The sequence below is a fragment of the Streptococcus sp. HMSC34B10 genome, assembly GCF_001839505.1.
Taxonomy (GTDB): Bacteria; Bacillota; Bacilli; order Lactobacillales; family Streptococcaceae; genus Streptococcus; species Streptococcus peroris.
Window position 1 is genome coordinate 452,447 of sequence record NZ_KV841556.1, and the last position, 19,765, is coordinate 472,211.

16 protein-coding genes are annotated in these 19,765 nt (G+C 39.3%); 10 read left to right on the forward strand and 6 right to left on the reverse strand.

Translation table 11 applies throughout. The features are described 5' to 3' along the window. Nucleotides 1–3 precede the first annotated feature (3 nt). Nucleotides 4–1,569: a signal recognition particle protein gene (gene ffh / locus HMPREF3237_RS07805; protein WP_070889430.1), complete on the reverse strand. Its 1,566-nt coding sequence runs from the start codon at nt 1,567–1,569 to the stop codon at nt 4–6. An 11-nt stretch (nt 1,570–1,580) separates the two neighbouring features. Beyond that, nucleotides 1,581–1,913, reverse strand: a complete 333-nt coding sequence (locus HMPREF3237_RS07810) for a putative DNA-binding protein (RefSeq protein ID WP_006145392.1) — start codon at nt 1,911–1,913, stop codon at nt 1,581–1,583. Between the two features lie 153 nt (nt 1,914–2,066). Between HMPREF3237_RS07810 and rnc the strand changes: the two genes are divergently transcribed. Genes rnc through HMPREF3237_RS07825 form a run of 3 tightly spaced genes read left to right on the forward strand, consistent with a single transcriptional unit; the run spans nt 2,067 to nt 6,998 of the window. Next, nucleotides 2,067–2,765, forward strand: coding sequence for a ribonuclease III (gene rnc, locus HMPREF3237_RS07815; RefSeq protein ID WP_006145393.1), 699 nt, complete (start codon nt 2,067–2,069; stop codon nt 2,763–2,765). Beyond that, a complete protein-coding gene (gene smc / locus HMPREF3237_RS07820; protein ID WP_070889431.1) occupies nt 2,756–6,292 on the forward strand; it encodes a chromosome segregation protein SMC in 3,537 nt (1,178 codons plus the stop codon). The genes rnc and smc overlap by 10 nt, the downstream gene beginning before the upstream one ends. Nucleotides 6,293–6,338: 46 nt before the next feature. Then, nucleotides 6,339–6,998, forward strand: coding sequence for a trimeric intracellular cation channel family protein (locus HMPREF3237_RS07825; protein ID WP_070889432.1), 660 nt, complete (start codon nt 6,339–6,341; stop codon nt 6,996–6,998). A gap of 282 nt (nt 6,999–7,280) precedes the next feature. On the opposite strand, the gene HMPREF3237_RS07830 is transcribed toward HMPREF3237_RS07825, so the two are convergent. Further along, on the reverse strand, nt 7,281–7,748 hold the full coding sequence (locus tag HMPREF3237_RS07830; RefSeq protein WP_070889433.1) for an 8-oxo-dGTP diphosphatase: 468 nt from the start codon (nt 7,746–7,748) through the stop codon (nt 7,281–7,283). A 331-nt stretch (nt 7,749–8,079) separates the two neighbouring features. Here HMPREF3237_RS07830 and HMPREF3237_RS07835 point away from each other — a divergent pair, with 331 nt between their 5' ends. Genes HMPREF3237_RS07835 through ftsY form a run of 3 tightly spaced genes read left to right on the forward strand, consistent with a single transcriptional unit; the run spans nt 8,080 to nt 11,189 of the window. Beyond that, nucleotides 8,080–8,871, forward strand: a complete 792-nt coding sequence (locus HMPREF3237_RS07835) for a Cof-type HAD-IIB family hydrolase (protein WP_070889434.1) — start codon at nt 8,080–8,082, stop codon at nt 8,869–8,871. Then, nucleotides 8,871–9,689, forward strand: a complete 819-nt coding sequence (locus HMPREF3237_RS07840; RefSeq protein ID WP_070889435.1) for a Cof-type HAD-IIB family hydrolase — start codon at nt 8,871–8,873, stop codon at nt 9,687–9,689. Before HMPREF3237_RS07835 ends, HMPREF3237_RS07840 begins: the two co-directional genes overlap by 1 nt. Before the next feature lie 3 nt (nt 9,690–9,692). Further along, nucleotides 9,693–11,189 (forward strand): signal recognition particle-docking protein FtsY, encoded by a 1,497-nt coding sequence (gene ftsY, locus HMPREF3237_RS07845; protein WP_083327695.1) that lies wholly within the window; start codon nt 9,693–9,695, stop codon nt 11,187–11,189. A gap of 41 nt (nt 11,190–11,230) precedes the next feature. Here the strand turns inward: ftsY and zwf are convergent, their stop codons facing one another. The 3 genes from zwf to HMPREF3237_RS07860 form a co-directional block, all read right to left on the reverse strand. Next, the gene (zwf, locus tag HMPREF3237_RS07850; RefSeq protein WP_070889436.1) at nt 11,231–12,718 is read right to left on the reverse strand and encodes a glucose-6-phosphate dehydrogenase; all 1,488 of its coding nucleotides are present in this window, start codon (nt 12,716–12,718) and stop codon (nt 11,231–11,233) included. Between the two features lie 149 nt (nt 12,719–12,867). Continuing rightward, nucleotides 12,868–13,608, reverse strand: a complete 741-nt coding sequence (locus HMPREF3237_RS07855; protein ID WP_070889437.1) for an amino acid ABC transporter ATP-binding protein — start codon at nt 13,606–13,608, stop codon at nt 12,868–12,870. Then, the gene (locus HMPREF3237_RS07860) at nt 13,608–15,053 is read right to left on the reverse strand and encodes an amino acid ABC transporter substrate-binding protein/permease (protein WP_083327696.1); all 1,446 of its coding nucleotides are present in this window, start codon (nt 15,051–15,053) and stop codon (nt 13,608–13,610) included. Before HMPREF3237_RS07860 ends, HMPREF3237_RS07855 begins: the two co-directional genes overlap by 1 nt. Nucleotides 15,054–15,232: 179 nt before the next feature. On the opposite strand from HMPREF3237_RS07860, the gene uvrB reads away from it, so the two are divergent. From uvrB to HMPREF3237_RS07890, 4 genes are all read left to right on the forward strand, one after another. After that, on the forward strand, nt 15,233–17,221 hold the full coding sequence (gene uvrB, locus HMPREF3237_RS07865) for an excinuclease ABC subunit UvrB (RefSeq protein ID WP_070889547.1): 1,989 nt from the start codon (nt 15,233–15,235) through the stop codon (nt 17,219–17,221). A gap of 13 nt (nt 17,222–17,234) precedes the next feature. Beyond that, nucleotides 17,235–17,732 carry a GNAT family N-acetyltransferase gene (locus HMPREF3237_RS07870; protein ID WP_070889438.1) on the forward strand — a complete coding sequence of 166 codons (498 nt, stop codon included), beginning with the start codon at nt 17,235–17,237 and terminating at the stop codon, nt 17,730–17,732. Between the two features lie 92 nt (nt 17,733–17,824). Beyond that, entirely contained in the window at nt 17,825–18,451 is a 627-nt protein-coding gene (locus HMPREF3237_RS07875; protein ID WP_070889439.1) for an NAD(P)H-dependent oxidoreductase, read from the forward strand. 862 nt (nt 18,452–19,313) lie between these two features. Next, nucleotides 19,314–19,748 (forward strand): hypothetical protein, encoded by a 435-nt coding sequence (locus tag HMPREF3237_RS07890; protein ID WP_070889440.1) that lies wholly within the window; start codon nt 19,314–19,316, stop codon nt 19,746–19,748. The last annotated feature ends 17 nt before the right edge of the window (nt 19,749–19,765 follow it).

The following is a 19,765-nucleotide window of genomic DNA, read 5'->3' on the forward strand; positions in this document are numbered from 1 at the left end:
TTTTTATTTGCGTTTTTTCTTAGCTTTTTTCATTTTGTTGGCCATTCGTTTCATGGATTGCTTCATAGCAAATTCACCGATTTTACCCTTGAGACCTCCACCAAGCATCTGGCTCATATCAGGCATTCCGGCTCCCCCAAGAGCAGACATATCCGGCATACCACCTTGCCCCATCATACCTTCAAGGGCTGACATATCCATGCCACCAGGCATGTTTTTAGGAAGGTTGTTAGGGTTAATACCCATTTGCTTCATCATCTTGTTCATATCACCTGACATGACACCTTGCATGAGTTGTTTGGCTTGGTTAAAGTCTTTGATGAACTTGTTGACATCGATAAAGGTATTACCAGAACCCGCTGCGATACGACGACGACGGCTTGGAGTGAGCAAATCTGGATTTTCACGTTCTTCCGGAGTCATAGAAGACACGATAGCACGTTTGCGAGCAATTTGTTTTTCATCCACCTTCATATTTTGAAGGGCAGGATTGTTGGCCATACCAGGAATCATCTTGAGCAAATCTTCCATTGGGCCCATATTTTGTACCTGATCCAACTGATCGATGAAATCGTTGAAATCAAAGGTGTTTTCCCGCATCTTTTCAGCCATTTCAAGGGCTTTTTGCTCATCGTATTCTTGGGAAGCTTTCTCAATCAGAGTCAGCATATCTCCCATACCGAGAATACGGCTTGCCATACGGTCAGGGTGGAAGGTTTCAATGTCGGTAATCTTTTCACCAGTACCAGTGAATTTGATTGGTTTTCCTGTGATATGACGAACAGAAAGGGCCGCACCACCACGAGTGTCCCCGTCAATCTTGGTAAGGATGACACCGGTAACTTCTAATTGAGCGTTAAATTCTCGCGCAACGTTAGCAGCTTCTTGACCAATCATGGCATCGATAACGAGAAGGATTTCATTTGGTTGAGCAAGAGCTTTAACATCACGAAGCTCATTCATGAGGAGCTCGTCAATTTGCAGACGACCAGCCGTATCAATCAAAACATAGTCGTTATGGTTGGCTTTAGCTTGCTCTAAACCTTGGCGAACAATCTCCACTGCAGGTACTTCAGTTCCAAGAGCAAAGACAGGAACGTCAATTTGTTGTCCCAGTGTTTTCAATTGGTCAATAGCTGCGGGACGATAGATGTCGGCCGCAATCATCAAAGGACGAGCATCCTCTTCTTTTTTGAGTTTGTTGGCAAGTTTTCCAGCGAAGGTTGTTTTACCAGCCCCTTGCAAACCAACCATCATGATAATAGTTGGGATTTTTGGAGATTTGATGATTTCAGCAGTGTCTGAACCAAGAACTGCCGTCAATTCTTCATTGACAATCTTGATGATTTGTTGGGCTGGATTGAGGGTATCGATCACTTCATGCCCAATGGCACGTTCACGAACCTTCTTGATAAAATCCTTGACAACAGGCAGAGCTACATCGGCTTCTAAAAGAGCCAGACGAATTTCCTTGGTTGCTTCTTGGATATCGCTCTCTGTAATTTTTCCTTTTTTTCGTAGGTTTTTAAAGACGTTCTGCAAACGTTCTGTTAAATTTTCAAATGCCATATTTATTCCTCTTATTCTCTATTATCAATACTTGTTAAAATCTCAACTTGCTCTTGGAGAAAGGTATCCTCTGGATAACGCTCCAAAATCTGATCAAAAATCTGACTGCGGACAATGTAATCAGAGTACATATGAAGCTTCATTTCATAATCTTCCAGTATCTTTTCTGTACGCTTGATGTTATCATAAACAGCCTGACGACTGACACCGAATTCTTCAGCGATTTCAGCGAGACTATAATCGTCTGCATAGTAGAGTTCGATGTAGTTCATCTGCTTATCAGTCAAAAGGGCTGCATAAAACTCAAACAGAGCATTCATACGATTGGTTTTTTCAATTTCCATAAGATTTATTATACCAAAAGAAAGGGTAATTTGCTAGCAGAGGAGTGATTTTATAGGGAATTCAGTAAACTCATCTATACTGTTATTTTTCTGACGTTGAGGGCTTTTTTTGGTATAATAGAAAGGACTGTAATTAGTTAGAAAGGGCTTAGTATGAAAGAACTACAAACTGTACTAAAAAATCGTTTTGCAATTGAATTTGCAGATCAAAACTTACTTGAAACTGCCTTTACGCATACCAGCTATGCCAATGAGCACCGCCTCTTAAAAATTTCACATAATGAACGCTTGGAATTTTTAGGAGACGCTGTTCTGCAGTTATTGATTTCAGAATATCTGTATAAGAAATATCCTAAAAAACCAGAAGGAGATTTGTCTAAACTTCGTGCCATGATTGTCCGTGAAGAAAGTTTAGCTGGTTTTGCGCGTGACTGTCAATTTGATGAATTTATCAAACTTGGTAAGGGTGAAGAAAAATCTGGAGGTCGACATAGAGATACGATTCTTGGTGATGCCTTTGAAGCTTTTTTAGGTGCGTTGCTTTTGGACAAGGATGTTGCTACAGTGAAAAACTTTATTTATACAGTCATGATTCCGAAGGTTGAGACAGGTGATTTTGAGATGATTACGGACTACAAGACTCATCTTCAAGAATTACTTCAGGTCAATGGAGATGTAGATATTTGTTATCAAGTTACTTCAGAGACAGGGCCTGCGCATGATAAGATATTTGAAGTAGAAGTGCTCGTTGAAGGAACAAGTATCGGAAAAGGGCAAGGGCGTTCTAAAAAATTAGCGGAGCAGGAAGCTGCTAAAAATGCAGTCGAGAAAGGGCTGGATTCATGTATTTAAAGGAAATTGAGATTCAGGGATTTAAATCTTTTGCTGATAAGACCAAGGTTGTTTTTGACCAGGGAGTTACAGCGGTAGTGGGACCAAATGGTTCAGGAAAATCCAATATCACCGAAAGTCTGCGTTGGGCATTAGGAGAATCTAGCGTGAAGAATCTTCGTGGTGGGAAGATGCCTGATTTTATCTTTGCAGGGACAGAAAGTAGAAAACCTTTAAACTATGCTTCTGTAGTCGTGACTCTTGATAATCAAGACGGTTTTATCAAAGATGCAGGTCAGGAAATCAAGGTTGAACGTCACATTTATCGTACGGGAGATAGCGAATACAAGATTGATGGGAAAAAGGTCCGTCTTCGTGATATTCATGATCTTTTCTTAGATACCGGACTTGGTCGCGACTCCTTCTCTATTATTTCCCAAGGGAAGGTTGAAGAAATCTTCAACTCTAAACCTGAGGAACGTCGCGCAATCTTTGAAGAAGCTGCCGGAGTTTTAAAATATAAAACTCGTCGCAAAGAGACGGAAAGCAAACTTCAACAAACTCAAGACAATTTAGACCGCTTGGAAGATATCATCTATGAGTTAGACAATCAAATCAAGCCCTTAGAAAAGCAAGCAGCAACAGCTCGTAAATTTATAGACTTGGACAGTCAGCGTAAAGGCATCTACTTAGATGTTTTAGTTGCTCAAATTCAAGCCAATAAGGCTGAATTGAATCTAACAGAAGAAGAATTAAACCAAGTTCAAGAACTGTTGACTAGTTATTATCAAAAACGCGAGTCACTAGAACTTGAAAATCAATCTCTCAAGAAGCAGAGACAAGATTTACAAGCAGAGATGGCTAAAGATCAAACTAGTTTGATGGATTTGACTGCTCTAATCAGTGATTTAGAACGGAAATTGGCCTTGTCTAAACTGGAGACAGAGCAGGTTGCTCTCAATCAACAAGAGGCTCAAGCTCGTTTAGCTAGTTTGGATGAAAAGAGAAATGTTCTTATTCAAGAGAAGGAAGAAAAAGAAGCAAATCTCAGTCAGTTAGAAGAAAATCTTGCAGTCAATACCAAGGAGATCAATCGTTTAGAAGCTGAGTTAGTAGCATTTTCTGATGATCCAGATCAGATGATTGAGCAATTGCGTGAGCGCTTTGTTGCTTTCTTGCAGGAAGAAGCGGATGTCTCTAACCAATTGACACGGATTGAAAATGATCTTGAAAATAGTCGCCAACAGACTCAAAAGCAAGAAGAACAATTGGAGTCCTTGAAGGAACAATTAGCTTCTGCCAAATCTAAGGCAAGTGAACAAGAAACTGCTCTTAAATCAGCAAAAGAAAAAGTACAGACCTTGCTTGCTGACTATCAGACGAATGCTAAACAGGAAGAAGAACAAAAGCAGGCTTATCAAAGTCAGCAAAATCAACTTTTTGACCGCCTAGATAGTTTGAAAAACAAGCAGGCCAAGGCGCAAAGTCTGGAAAACATTCTTAAAAATCATAGTAATTTCTATGCGGGTGTTAAGAGTGTTCTACAAGAAAAAAATCGCCTGGGCGGTATTGTCGGAGCGGTCAGTGAACATTTAACTTTTGATGTTCGTTATCAAACAGCTCTTGAAATTGCCCTCGGTGCAAGTAGTCAACATATCATCGTTGAAGATGAACAGGCTGCGACTAAAGCTATTGATTTCCTTAAGCGAAACCGAGCTGGTCGTGCTACCTTCCTGCCTTTGACAACCATCAAGGCTCGTAGCATTTCTGGTCAGAACCAAGATGTGATTGCCTCAAGTCCAGGTTTTCTTGGAATGGCAGATGAATTGGTTACCTTTGATGCCAAGCATGAAGCTATTTTTAAAAACTTGCTAGCTACAACAGCAATCTTTGATACGGTAGAGCATGCGCGTGATGTAGCTCGTAAGGTACGCTATCAGGTTCGGATGGTAACCTTAGATGGTACAGAACTACGAACAGGTGGTTCTTATGCTGGTGGTGCCAATCGTCAAAATAACAGCATCTTCATCAAGCCTGAATTGGAACAGTTGCAAAAAGAGATTGCTCAAGAAGAAAAGCTTCTTCGTCAGGAAGAAGAAAAACTGAAATCAGCTCAAGAAAACTTAGCTAACCTCACTCAAACTTTGGAGACCATTAAGTCCAAAGGGGAACAAGCTCGTATAGAAGAGCAAGGTTTATATCTGGCCTATCAACAAACTTGTCAACAAGTCGAAGAACTCGAAACACTGTTAGAACTTCAGGAAAAGGAATTAAACAATCTAAGGGGCGGAGATTGGCAAGCTGAAAAAGAAAAATGCCAAGAACGTCTTGCACTCATTGCGACTGAAAAGCAAAAACTGGAATCTGAAATCGAAGAAATCAAGTCCAATAAAAATGCTATTCAGGAACGTTATCAAAGCTTGCAAGATAAACTTTCTCAAGCACGTCTGCTCAAAACAGAAATGATAGGGCGAAAACGTTATGAAGTTGCAGATATTGAACGAATTAACAAAGAACTTGAGAACCTCAATATCGAGCAAGATGAAATCGAACGCCTTCTCCAAGAAAAGGTAGACAATCTTGAAAAGGTTGATACGGAACTTTTGACCAAGCAGGAAGCAGAAGCTAAGAGTCAAAAGGAAGAAATTCAACAAGGATTGATTCGTAAGCGGTTTGAACTGGATGACATTGAAGGCCAATTGGATGATATTGCCAGTCATTTAGAACAAGCTCGTCAGCAAAATGAAGAATTGATTCGTAAGCAAACACGAGCGGAAGCGACCAAGGAGAAGATTACGGACCGCCTTCGCTATCTTCAAGGCCAGCTGACAGAAGAATATCAGATTAGCTATACAGAGGCCTTAGAACAAGCCAATCCGTTGGAAGATTTGGCTGTCGCTGAACAAGAGGTCAAGGATTTAGAGAAATCTATCCGTTCACTTGGTCCAGTCAATTTGGATGCCATTGAACAGTTTGATGAAGTGCATGAACGTTTGGAGTTCTTAAATACTCAACGAGATGATATTCTTTCTGCAAAGAATTTGCTTCTTGAAACCATTACAGAGATGAACGATGAAGTGAAGGAACGGTTTAAGTCAACATTCGAGGCCATTCGTGAGTCCTTCAAAGTGACCTTCAAGCAGATGTTTGGTGGTGGTCAAGCGGACCTTATCCTGACCGAGGGAGATTTATTGACAGCAGGTGTTGAAATCTCTGTGCAACCACCGGGCAAGAAAATCCAATCACTCAATCTCATGAGTGGTGGAGAGAAGGCCTTGTCAGCTCTGGCTTTGCTCTTCTCAATTATTCGTGTTAAGACCATTCCATTTGTAATTTTAGATGAAGTAGAAGCGGCACTCGATGAGGCCAATGTTAAACGTTTTGGGGATTATCTCAACCGATTTGACAAGGATAGCCAGTTTATCGTCGTTACCCACCGTAAGGGAACCATGGCAGCAGCAGACTCTATCTATGGGGTGACCATGCAGGAATCTGGTGTATCCAAGCTTGTTTCTGTTAAATTGAAAGAATTAGAGAATATAGAGTGACCTTCAAGAAGTCAGAAAGGTTACAAAAATAAATTGAGGAGCTTATATGGATTTCGACCTATTCCTAATGATTTGTAATTATATTGGGACTATAGCCTTTGCGGCATCAGGAGCTATCAAAGGGTTTGATAAACGTTTAGATATTTTTGGAATCAGTTTATTGGCAATTGTAACGGCAGTAGGCGGAGGTATTTTAAGAGATTCTATTATCAGTCGTTTTCCTTCCGCTCTCGCGGACCCTGGACCGATTTATGTCTCTATCCTTGTAGCAGTCATCATGTATGTCTTTGTGACTTCAAAACAGGCCAATGCGAGTCATGAAAAAAAGTTTTATAAGTGGTTGAGAGAAGCCTATCTCATCTTTGATTCGATTGGGTTAATCATCTTTTCCTTGATTGGAGCGACAGCCTTAGTTGATAGTGAATTAAATTTGATGTCTGCAGGGATTTTGGCTTGTTTAACAGGTGCAGGTGGTGGGATTATCCGAGATCTCTTGATCAACGAAGTTCCAAGTGTTTTGAAAGAAGACATTTATGCCCTTCTATCTTTCGTGATTGGAGTTGTTTATTATTGGCTAGCATATGTCCTTCACTTTCCAAGAATCACTGCTTTTATCATTCTCTCAATTGTCGGTTTTGTGATTCGACTCTGTATTATTAAGTTTAAGCTCTCTTTGCCAAATATGGATAAGAGAACCTTGAATTGATGAATAAGCGAGACTTATTTTATATAGGCGTCTAATCTCGTATGGATTAGGCGCTATTTGATTTTTCTATGGTATAATGTAAGATGGATTTACAACTGGAGAATAGGAGTATTTATGATTAAACTAGTCGCAGCTGAAATCGGAATAAGAAAATGGATACAATAGAATATAGAGAAAGCCTTGGAATGTTTCCAAGGCTTTTTAGCTATCTATAGATATAAGGAAAAAGTTGTTAGAGTAGATGATTTTTGTTAGATACCCTTGATTATACTGTAGAGAATATTAGTCAAATAAAATTGTTTTGTTTTCACTAATGCATTTCTTATTATCATCCCAATAGTTAATACTTTCAAAGCTTCCTTTTCTTAAATAAAGGGGTAGTCTTTTTCTTATTTCATCTTGCATTGGTATTTTATCAATTTCTTTTAGATTCCACCATTTTGGCTCACCTTCATCAGATGTGCTTAGTTCACCAGTAAACTGAGTACATAAAAAGTCATAGAAGACAAATCTCTCATTACCGATTGAATTAGTAAAGCCAGAAATTCCTTTTAATTCAAGATTTAATGCAGTGAGTCCAGTCTCTTCTTTAAGTTCCCGTAATGCAGCTTCAAAAAAACTTTCAGGGAATTCAACTTTTCCCCCCGGTGGAATCCAGCCAGGAAAATTATCGTGCTGTCTATTAAGTAATAAAATTTCTTGATTTTTCAAAACGCAAATGTTAACCCAATTTTTGATTGTTTCAGTCATATTATCAACCTCCAACAAGTATTTTTTCATATGCAAGACTATATGTCAAGAACTATATGCTATTTATGATTGTGACAAATGTATCTCAGCCAAAGATTGATAATTTTTACGCAATATCTGATTAACTCTAATAATGGAATTCAATCAAGAACTTTGGTAAACAAGTGTTGAGAGGTTGTATATAAAAGAAGGCAAGCCAATCAGCCTGGTCTTAAAATGGACGTACGGATTGACTTATTTAAGATAAGGACGTGTCAATCCTGCACGTCTTTTTTTACTTTTTCTATGGTATAATAGAAGATAGATTTACAACTGGAGAATAGAAGGATTTATGATTAAACTAGTCGCAACTGATATGGACGGGACTTTTTTGGATGAGGCTGGCCAATTTGATATGGAGCGTTTAAAAAAGCTTCTCCATTCTTATCAAGAAAAAGGGATTTACTTTGCAGTGGCTTCAGGACGTGGTCTTTTGTCACTTGAAAAACTCTTTGCTGATGTTCGTGATGAGATTATTTTTATCGCAGAAAATGGCAGTTTGGTAGAATTTCATGGGCAAGATCTCTATGAAGCAACCATGCCACGTGATTTTTACCTGTCAACATTTGAGACATTAAAAACTTCACCTTATTTTGATGAGAAAAAGATGCTTTTGACTGGTAAGAAAGCTTGTTATGTGTTGGATACTGTGGATGAAACTTATTTCATGTTTAGCCATCATTACAATGAGAACATCCAAAAAGTAGCAAGTCTTGAAGATATTACCGATGAGATTTTCAAATTCACAACTAACTTTACAGAAGAGACAGTAGAAGCCGGAGAATCTTGGGTCAATGAACATGTTCCTGGTGTTAAGGCAATGACGACAGGTTTTGAATCCATTGATATTGTTCTTGATTATGTGGACAAGGGAGTTGCGATTGTCGAATTGGCTAAGAAGTTAAATCTGAATATGGATCAAGTGATGGCCTTCGGTGACAATCTCAATGACCTTCACATGATGCAAGTTGTAGGTCACCCAGTCGCACCTGAAAATGCTCGTCCAGAGATTTTGGAACTTGCCGAAACAGTTATCGGTCACCATAAGGACCAGTCAGTTATCGCTTATATGGAGGGACTATAATGACAGATATTAAATTAATTGCCCTAGACTTGGATGGAACCTTGCTGACGACAGACAAGAAATTAACTGATCGTACCAAGGCAACTTTAAAGGCTGCGCGTGAACAGGGGGTCAAAGTAGTCCTAACAACTGGACGTCCCCTCAAGGCCATGGATTTCTTCCTCAAAGAACTTGGAACAGACGGTCATGATGATGAATATACCATCACTTTTAATGGTGGATTGGTTCAGAAAAATACAGGTGAAATCCTTGATAAGACAGTCTTTTCCATTGATGATGTAAGCCGGATTTATGAAGAAACTGAAAAACTAAATATTCCATTAGATGCTATTTCAGAAGGAACAGTTTACCAGATTCAGTCTGACCAAGAAAGTTTATATGCTCAGTTTAACCCGGCTCTAACTTTTCTTCCAACTGCTTTTGAAGATTTGTCTAGTCAGCTAACATACAATAAATGTGTGACTGCCTTTCCTCAGGAACCTTTGGATGCTGCTATTCAGAAGATTTCACCAGAATTATTCGACCAGTATGAGATTTTTAAATCACGTGAACTCTTGCTAGAATGGTCACCAAAGAATGTTCATAAGGCGACAGGGTTAGCCAAACTGATTGAACACTTAGGGATTGACCAAAGCCAAGTTATGGCCTGTGGAGATGAGGCTAATGACCTTTCGATGATTGAGTGGGCCGGACTCGGTGTCGCTATGCAAAATGCTGTGCCGGCAGTCAAGGCAGTGGCAAATGTGGTAACACCAATGACTAATGACGAAGAAGCTGTCGCCTGGGCAATTGAAAAATATGTACTGAAGGAGAACTAAAGCATGGGATTATTTGACCGTTTATTTGGTAAAAAAGAAGAACCTAAGATTGAAGAAGTTGTCAAAGAAGCTTTGGAAAACTTGGACCTTACTGAACCTGACGAGGAAGTTGCAGAACCTGTAACCGAAAAAGCTACTGTGAAAGATAGTGAAGAAAGCATCAAAAGCTCAGATGTTGAGGAAACTTATTCTGCAGAAGTCAGTGATTCTGAACAACAAGAAGAACTCGCAGAAGACACAGCTCCAGAACCAGTTGAACCAGTAGAAACTCCTCAAGAAGAAAGAAATCAAGTTGAAGAAGTAACTGAATGCCATTGTTGTCAGGAAGAGTCAGAATCAACTGAAGTTTTAGAATCTGAAGATAGCTCTCAAGAGCTATCAGAGATTGCTACAGAAGAACTAGATTCACTACTTGAAGAAACTCCTCAATCGGAAACGACTCATATTGAAGAAGTGACTTCAAGTGATAGTTCTGATGATGTTGCAAACCAACCTCAAACAGATGAAACAGAAGTAGAAATTACTGAAGAAGTGGAAACAGGGGAAGAAATCAAGGAAACCCCTCAGGTCGAAGAGACTGTCCAAGAAAAATATGACCGTAGTCTCAAAAAAACACGTACGGGATTTGGTGCTCGTTTGAATGCTTTCTTTGCTAATTTCCGCTCAGTAGATGAAGAATTTTTTGAAGAGCTAGAAGAACTCTTAATTATGAGTGATGTTGGTGTTCAAGTAGCTTCAAATCTTACGGAAGAATTGCGTTATGAAGCCAAGCTCGAAAATGCCAAGAAACCCGAGGCTCTTCGCCGAGTCATTATCGAAAAATTAGTGGATCTTTATGAAAAAGATGGCAATTACAATGAGAGCATTAACTTCCAAGATGGTTTGACAGTCATGCTCTTTGTAGGTGTCAATGGTGTCGGTAAAACAACTTCTATCGGAAAATTGGCACACCGCTACAAACAGGCTGGCAAGAAAGTCATGTTAGTTGCGGCAGATACCTTCCGTGCTGGTGCGGTAGCTCAGCTAGCAGAATGGGGACGTCGTGTCGATGTGCCTGTTGTAACAGGCCCAGAAAAAGCTGATCCAGCTAGTGTTGTCTTTGATGGGATGGAACGGGCAGTAGCAGAAGGTGTTGACATTTTGATGATTGATACAGCTGGCCGTCTGCAAAACAAGGAAAACTTGATGGCAGAGTTGGAAAAAATTGGCCGTATCATCAAACGTGTTGTACCAGAAGCACCTCATGAAACCTTCTTAGCTCTTGATGCGTCAACTGGGCAAAACGCTCTTGTACAAGCTAAAGAATTCTCAAAAATCACTCCTGTTACAGGGATTGTCTTAACCAAGATTGATGGAACTGCTCGAGGTGGGGTTGTTCTTGCTATCCGTGAGGAACTCAATATCCCTGTTAAGTTGATTGGTTTTGGTGAAAAAATCGATGATATTGGTGAGTTCAACTCAGAAAACTTTATGAAGGGTCTTTTAGAAGGTCTACTATAAAAAAGAAAATCCTGCAAGAATTCTTGCAGGATTGTTTTTGATTATTCTAGTCGACCATCCTTACGATAGGCGATATCAGGTTGCCAAGTCCATTGAGCTCCATATTTTTCAAGTAAATCAAAGCTAGCTTGAGGCCCCATTGTACCAGCCTTGTAGTCATGAAGTGGAGCACCGTTTTCAGCCCAAAGTTTCTCAATACGGTCAATCAATTTCCATGATGCACTCACTTCATCCCAGTGGCTAAAGTTTGTTGAGTTATTGTTCAAAACATCATAGATCAGTTTTTCGTAAGGATCTGGTGAAGCACCTGTTGCAGTCGCATCTGTTCGATAGTCAAGCGAATTTGGCGCAAGGCTAAACTCTTCCCCAACCTTCTTACCGTTAAGGCTAAGAGAGAATCCTTCCGTTGGTTGGATGTAGATGGTAAGCACATTCGGTGCTAGGGGTTCTCCAAAAATGGAATCCATTTGTTTGAAGACAATGTTTACGTGTGTTCCTTTTTCAGTGAGGCGTTTACCTGTACGGAAGAAGAAAGGTACATCACGGAAGCGGTCGGTATCTACAAAGAAGGCGCCTGAAGCAAAGGTTTCTGTCATAGATTCAGGGTCAACATTTGGTTCGCTACGGTAGGAAATGTACTTCATGCCATCAACTTTACCAGAACGATATTGACCACGGATGAAGTGCTCTTTTAATTCTTCATTTGAAGGGTGGTAAAGGTTCTTGAAGACTTTAATTTTCTCAGCGCGAATGTCATCCTTTGTAAAGCTTGCAGGCTTATCCATGGCCAAGAGTGATAGAAGTTGAAGGGTATGGTTTTGCACCATATCACGAAGGGCACCTGACTTATCATAGTAGCCTCCACGCTCTTCAACACCGAGGCGTTCTGCAAATGTAATCTGAACATTATCGATGTGCTCACGATTCCAAACATTCTCAAAAATCATATTGGCAAAGCGAACAGCAAAGATACTTTGAATCATTTCTTTACCAAGATAGTGGTCGATACGGTAAATTTGCTCCTCGTCAAAGGTAGCAAGAAGTTCATCATTGAGTTGTTTAGCAGTAGCATAGTCTGTACCGAAAGGTTTCTCGACGATCAAACGTTCAAAACCTTTTCCGTCTACGATTTGCTCTGACTTGAGGTGTTTAGCGATAGTACCAAAGAATTGTGGAGCCATAGAGAGGAAGAAGAGCTTGTTATAATCAGTTTGGTATTTTTCGTTTAATTCAGCCTGAAGTTTGCGTAATTCGATGTAGTGCTCGGTGTCATTAACATCGTGACTTTGATAGTAAAAATGGCTAGCAAAAGCTTGAGCCTCTTCCACGCTATCAGCCAAGTCAAGAATGGATTCGACTACAACAGACTCAAAATACTCCTTACTCCAAGGTCTGCGAGCAGTTCCGATAACAGCAAAATGATCAGACAAATTGCCTGATTTGTAAAGTCTAAAAAGTGAAGGGTAGAGCTTGCGTTTAGCTAAATCTCCACTAGCACCGAAAATTGTAACAATAACTTTTGATGACATCCAACTACCTAATTTCTATTTACTTTCCTAGTTATTCTATGCATGAGGAACCCTCATTTTCATACCCTTTATTTTATCATAATTTTCTAAAAAATCCAAAAATCCAATACAAGTAAGAAAAAAACTGCAAGGTTTTCCTTGCAGTCTTTTTAAGCATTGAGGACCTTGTCCAAAAATTCTTTTAGACGCGGATGTTGTGGGTTATCAAAGATTTGGTCTGGTGTACCATCTTCTAGGAATTCACCATCTGCGGTAAAGATTACACGATTGGCAACCTTGCGAGCAAATCCCATTTCGTGGGTTACGATGATCATGGTCATACCTTGTTCTGCCAATTCCTTCATAACGTTTAGAACGTCACCGACCATCTCAGGGTCAAGGGCAGAAGTTGGCTCGTCAAAGAGCATGATATCAGGGTTCATTGCTAAACCGCGGGCGATAGCCACACGTTGTTTTTGTCCACCTGATAGGCTTTCAGGATTAGCATTAGCCTTATCAGCAAGACCAACTTTTTCAAGAAGTTCCATCCCCAATTTTTCAGCTTCAGCTTTAGTCATCAATTTATGCTCAATTGGTGCAAAAGTAATATTTTCAAGGACAGACATGTGTGGAAATAGATTAAAGTGTTGAAAAACCATTCCGACATTTTCACGAACGTGGTCCACGTTGGTTGCTTTATCCGTCAAATCATAACCATTAACTGTAATATGACCTTTTGTACCTTCCTCGAGGAGATTTAAGCTACGCAAGAAAGTTGACTTACCTGAACCAGAAGGTCCAATGATACAAACAACATCTCCTTCATAGAATTTTGCTGAGATTCCTTTAAGGACTTTGTTTTTACCATATTGTTTATGTAAATTATCGACATCGATTTTTAATTTAGCCATTATTGAATCCTCTTTTCTAAGCGTTTTGCAAGTCTAGTTAGAAGAGTGATAATCACAAGGTAAAAGACTGCGAGAATTGCATACATTTTGAAACTTTGGTAGTTACGAGCAATGATAATCTTACCAGTTTGGAAGAGTTCTACCAGACCGATTGCAGATACGATCGTTGTATCTTTCAATGCGATAACAAATTGGTTGACGAAGTTTGGCAGCATGAGTTTGGTTGCTTGAGGTAAGACAATCTTACGCATGGTTTTTCCATATGAAATACCAAGACTGCGACTAGCTTCCATTTGTCCAACTGGTACAGCCTTAATACCTCCACGAACAATTTCAGCGATGTAGGCTGCTGAGTTTAGCGAGAGGGCGATTGTACCAGCAACAAAGTCGTTGATTGGACTTTGCTGACCTGTAAGAGATTCGATAAAGTTAGGAACTCCCCAGAAGATAAAGGCAGCAAGAATCATCAATGGAATACCACGAATCACATCGACAAAGATTTCTGAAATCAAACGAAGAGATTTGTAAGGACTGACGCTAAACATTCCAAAGATAATTCCGATAAAAATCGCAATTGTAAATGAAAGAAGTGCTAAGGCTAGCGTAATACCAAGACCGTTCAGAAGTTGTTTGTAGTTGTTTTTCAACAAGCCCCAGATAGTTGTTTCATTAGCGGTTGAACTTGTAGTAGTAGAATCGCTAGCTAGATACTTATCAAGGATCTTTTGGAATTCTCCATTTGCCTTAAGGTTTGCAAGTCCCTTGTTGAACTTCTCTAGCAATTCTGGATTGCTTCCTTTTTTAACTGCAAAGGCAGTTTCACCAATTGGTGTACCAGCGATTGGTGTTTTTAATTTTTTTCCTTGACTGATAGAATATTTAATAACAGGTTCGTCATCCATGACGGCATCAATTGAACCGGTATTTAAACTATCATACATAGAAGCAGCATCCGAAAAAGTTTTGATTTTATAACCGTATTTACTTTGGTTCTCGTTTAAGAAGCTTTGTGAAGCAGTACCATTTTTCACACCTACAGTCTTACCGTTCAAATCTTCATAAGAAGAAATGGTACTTGATTCTTTAACACCAAGAATAGTATTTGCTGTATAGTAAGAATCAGAGAAATCAAAAGTTTCTTTACGAGCATCAGTCACTGACATACCTGCAATGATACCGTCTGCTTGTCCAGATTGGACTGCGTTAATAGCAGCATCAAAACCAGGGTTGGTAATCTCGATTTCAAAACCTTGGTCTTTAGCAATATCCTTGATTAGATCCATATCGATTCCAGTGTATTGGTTGCTTGAGTCCTGGAAAACAAATGGTGCAAAAGAGGAGTCACTGGCAATGACGTACTTTGTTTTCTCAGTATCAGCTTTTACTAGTCCTAATGAAAAAATAGGAAATAAAATAAGCAAAGAAGCTAGAATTTTTTTCTTCATGTAATGTCTCCTTTCAAGATATTTTCAAATTATAGCAGAAAAGAAACATATTGGCAAATTTAAACTCTATTCATGTTAGAAAATATAACATAAGATGCAAATGAAGGAAAAGTTGAGAAGCAGTAAGTCAGTCTTTTTTATGGTAAAATAGAAGGATAGAAAATGTGTATGAGGCTATTATGATTAATCGAATTACAGACAACAAATTTAAACTGGTATCCAAATACCAACCTTCTGGGGATCAACCGCAAGCTATTGAACAGTTAGTAGATAATATCGAGGGTGGTGAGAAGGCGCAAATCCTGATGGGAGCGACTGGTACGGGGAAGACCTATACCATGAGTCAAGTCATTGCCCAAGTCAATAAACCAACTCTAGTCATTGCCCACAATAAAACTCTTGCAGGGCAACTATATGGGGAGTTTAAGGAATTTTTCCCAGAAAATGCAGTTGAGTACTTCGTATCTTACTATGATTATTACCAGCCAGAGGCCTATGTGCCGTCGAGCGATACCTACATCGAAAAAGATAGTTCAGTCAACGATGAGATCGATAAACTTCGGCACTCAGCAACATCAGCTTTGTTGGAGCGTAATGATGTTATTATTGTGGCTTCTGTTTCTTGTATTTATGGTTTGGGTTCTCCTAAGGAATACGCTGATAGTGTAGTAAGTCTCCGCCCAGGACTTGAGATTTCTCGTGACAAACTGCTTAATGATTTGGTGGACATTCAGTTTGAGCGCAATGACATTGATTTTCAGCGTGGAAGATTCCGTGTACGTGGGGATGTGGTGGAAATTTTCCCAGCCTCTCGTGATGAGCATGCCTTTCGTGTTGAGTTCTTCGGGGATGAGATTGACCGCATTCGTGAGGTTGAAGCTCTAACTGGTCAAGTTCTGGGCGAAGTGGATCATTTGGCGATTTTCCCAGCCACTCACTTCGTGACCAATGATGACCATATGGAAGTAGCTATTGCTAAGATTGAGGCTGAATTGGAGGAGCAGTTAGCACTCTTTGAGAAGGAAGGTAAGCTCCTCGAAGCGCAACGCTTGAAACAGCGAACAGAATACGATCTCGAGATGCTTCGTGAGATGGGCTATACAAACGGCGTTGAAAACTACTCCCGTCACATGGATGGACGGAGCGAAGGAGAGCCACCGTACACCCTTCTTGATTTCTTCCCTGATGATTTTTTGATTATGATTGATGAGAGCCACATGACCATGGGGCAAATCAAGGGCATGTATAATGGAGACCGTTCTCGTAAGGAGATGTTGGTTAATTATGGTTTCCGTTTGCCATCTGCCTTGGATAATCGTCCCCTTCGTCGTGAAGAGTTTGAAAGTCATGTTCACCAGATCGTTTATGTTTCAGCGACACCTGGTGATTATGAACACGAGCAGACTGATACCGTTATTGAACAAATCATTCGTCCGACTGGTCTTTTGGATCCAGAAGTGGAAGTGCGCCCAACTATGGGACAGATTGATGACCTCTTAGGTGAAATCAATGCCCGTGTTGAAAAGAACGAACGGACCTTTATTACAACCTTGACCAAGAAAATGGCTGAAGACTTGACTGACTACTTCAAAGAAATGGGGATTAAGGTCAAATACATGCACTCAGATATCAAGACTTTGGAGCGGACAGAGATTATCCGTGACCTGCGTTTAGGAGTCTTTGATGTCTTGGTCGGAATTAACCTCCTTCGTGAAGGGATTGATGTTCCAGAAGTTAGTCTAGTTGCTATTCTTGATGCGGATAAGGAAGGTTTCCTTCGTAATGAGCGTGGACTCATTCAGACCATCGGTCGTGCTGCCCGTAATAGCGAGGGGCATGTCATCATGTATGCAGACACGATGACTCAATCTATGCAAAAAGCCATCGATGAAACAGCTCGTCGTCGGAAAATCCAGATGGCCTATAATGAAGAACACGGTATCGTGCCACAAACGATTAAGAAAGAAATCCGAGACTTAATCTCTGTAACCAAGGCAGTTGCCAAGGAAGAAGACAAGGAAGTCGATATCAATAGCCTCAATAAACAAGAACGTAAAGAACTGGTAAAGAAACTGGAAAAACAAATGCAAGAAGCTGTCGAAGTGCTTGACTTTGAACTAGCAGCTCAGATTCGTGATATGATGCTGGAAGTCAAGGCGTTGGATTAGATAGGAAAGAAGAATGAAGATTATCATTAAAACAATGGAAACTCCTGAAGAGATAGAAGGAAAATCTCTCGTTCATTGGCAAACGTGGAGAGAGGCTTATGACGATCTTTTACCCGCGGATTTTCAGGAGACGATGACTTTAGAAAAATGTCGATTCTTTAGTCAAAAATATCCAGAAAATACCTTGATTGCGATGGATGGAAAGAAGGTCGTTGGATTTATCAGCTATGGAAATAACCGTGATGAGACCATTCAAGCTGGTGAAATCATTGCCTTATATGTTTTAAAAGATTACTATGGAAAAGGTGTGAGTAAACAGTTAATGCATGCCGCATTTGTTGCTCTTGATCAATTCTCTGAAATTTATTTATGGGTATTGAAAGATAATAAGCGAGCCATTGCTTTCTATCAAAAAATGGGTTTTACTTTTGATGGCCAAGAAAAAATACTTGAACTTGGAAAACCTGTTAAGGAATTGCGGATGATGTGTTCTTCAAATAAAAATTCCTAAAGGATGTATCTATCAATCTTTGAACCATTATCAATTAATCTAGTAAAAAATAAAAGAGATAGAATGAACCAAAGAAATGAAGGAGAAGACGAATGAAGATTTTAGTCATAAATGGACACCCTGATAAGGAAAGTTACTGTCAGGCTATTTTTCAAACCATTGTAGGAAATCTTGACTCAGGGCGCCATGAACTTGAAGTCATCAACCTTAATGAAGAGGACTTTGATCCTGTTTTACGTTATGGCTATCGAAAACGTATGGAAGAAGATTCTTTTATCCTTCGTTCCCAAGAATTAATCCAGTGGGCGGATCACCTGATCTTTGTTTATCCCATCTGGTGGAGTAGTATGCCGAGCCTTATGAAGGGCTGGATTGATCGGGTATTTACACCGGGGATTGCATACTCAGCCAATGACCAAGGAAGTTTTATTTGGAATTACCTTAGAGGTAAGCAGTTTAAAAAGTTATTAAAAGGGAAAACAGCCAGTATTTACGCAACCTCCATGGCGCCTACTTGGTGGTACAAAATCTTTTCGGGTCCTATCAACATTCCAGATAGCTATGGCATCTCTGTTTTGAAAAATGCCGTCTTGAACCACTGTGGGATTAAAACCAAGCGCGTGTGCGTACTAGGTGAAGTTGGACGGGATGTGAATACAGCAAGTATGCGTGAAGAGCATCTCCGAAAAGTAGCAGAAGAAGTTAAAAAATTATCATGAAACAAGATAATAAGAGACAAAAAGCATTAAAAAAACATCATAAAACTAAGCAAAAGGCTGACCTACTAGATTGAGTGAATTTGTGGTTTGTTGAACATTCAACAATTGCCTATATTCTTGATACAAGCGTTTTGTTATTTTCTGCATTTTGCAAAAATGTTTTTGTATCTTAACGGTATTGCTTTTGTACTTCAGTTAACGATTGGGATTACATCTAAGAGAGGATTGTTCGTTCTTCCAATTTGGAATATAAATGATCGCTACATTTGGTTTCCTATTCTTACTTATGTAATCTTCTTTCTAGTGTCCGTTCTAATTCTTGATAATAAAAAGAGAGAAGAAAATGGGGAAAATTCACTCAAATGAAAAATCATAAAAGAAAATTAAAAAGGAAAAAGAAATTATCCAGGGTAGAGAAGTTCAATCTGTGGTTAGAGTCTCACAAGCTATTGGCCTTTTTTGTGGATTTTACGGTTTACCTAGTATTAGTAGGAATAGTATGTATTGTTTTTAGTCAAGTTATCCTTCTTCCGAATCCTTATAATCAAATTAATTATATGTCTCCGCTCTACTGTAATATCATTTTGATATTTGCTAGGTTCTATGCTTATTATCTGCGAGAGGTTTGTTCAACTAAGAAAAATTTTAAAGATTACCTGGAACCCTTTCTATATATCAACAGTTTTGTTTTTATAACACATTTGATTTTTGGATTCCATACCCCACGACTACGAATTCCATCTCTCTTATCCCTAGATCACCGCTATATTTGGTTTCCAATAACAACCTATCTGGTCTTTTTTACCATACCTGCTTTAACGATATTGTTTATGAAATATATTGAAAAGAAAAGGAGTCAATCATGATGAAACATTTAACTGTATTTAGAATTATTTACCTTTTGTTCCTGCTATTTGCCCTAATTCATTTTGTCCTAGGTTTATTTGGTTTAGCTTTTACCCCAGTTTTGTGGAATATCTGGTTCTTTGGTCTCTGCTTAACCCTATTTATCCATCCATGGACTATCTTCTATAAATCTAGAATCTTTCAATGGCATCATTTGATTTTTCAAGCTCTCAGTGGTTTTTTTGCACTTTTAATCTGGTTGATGATATTCTTTTTCCTATCTTTCATTCCAGACTCATCGATTCCTGTCAGTATAGACTATCAAGTTAATACTAAAGACAAGGAGATAAGGATTAATAGAGGATCTTTTCTGGATGATATTCGAGAATATCACGACTGGATTAATCCCTTGATTATGAAGTCTAAAATTAAATATATGATAGAGAATTAAAGATTAGAAAGTGAGTC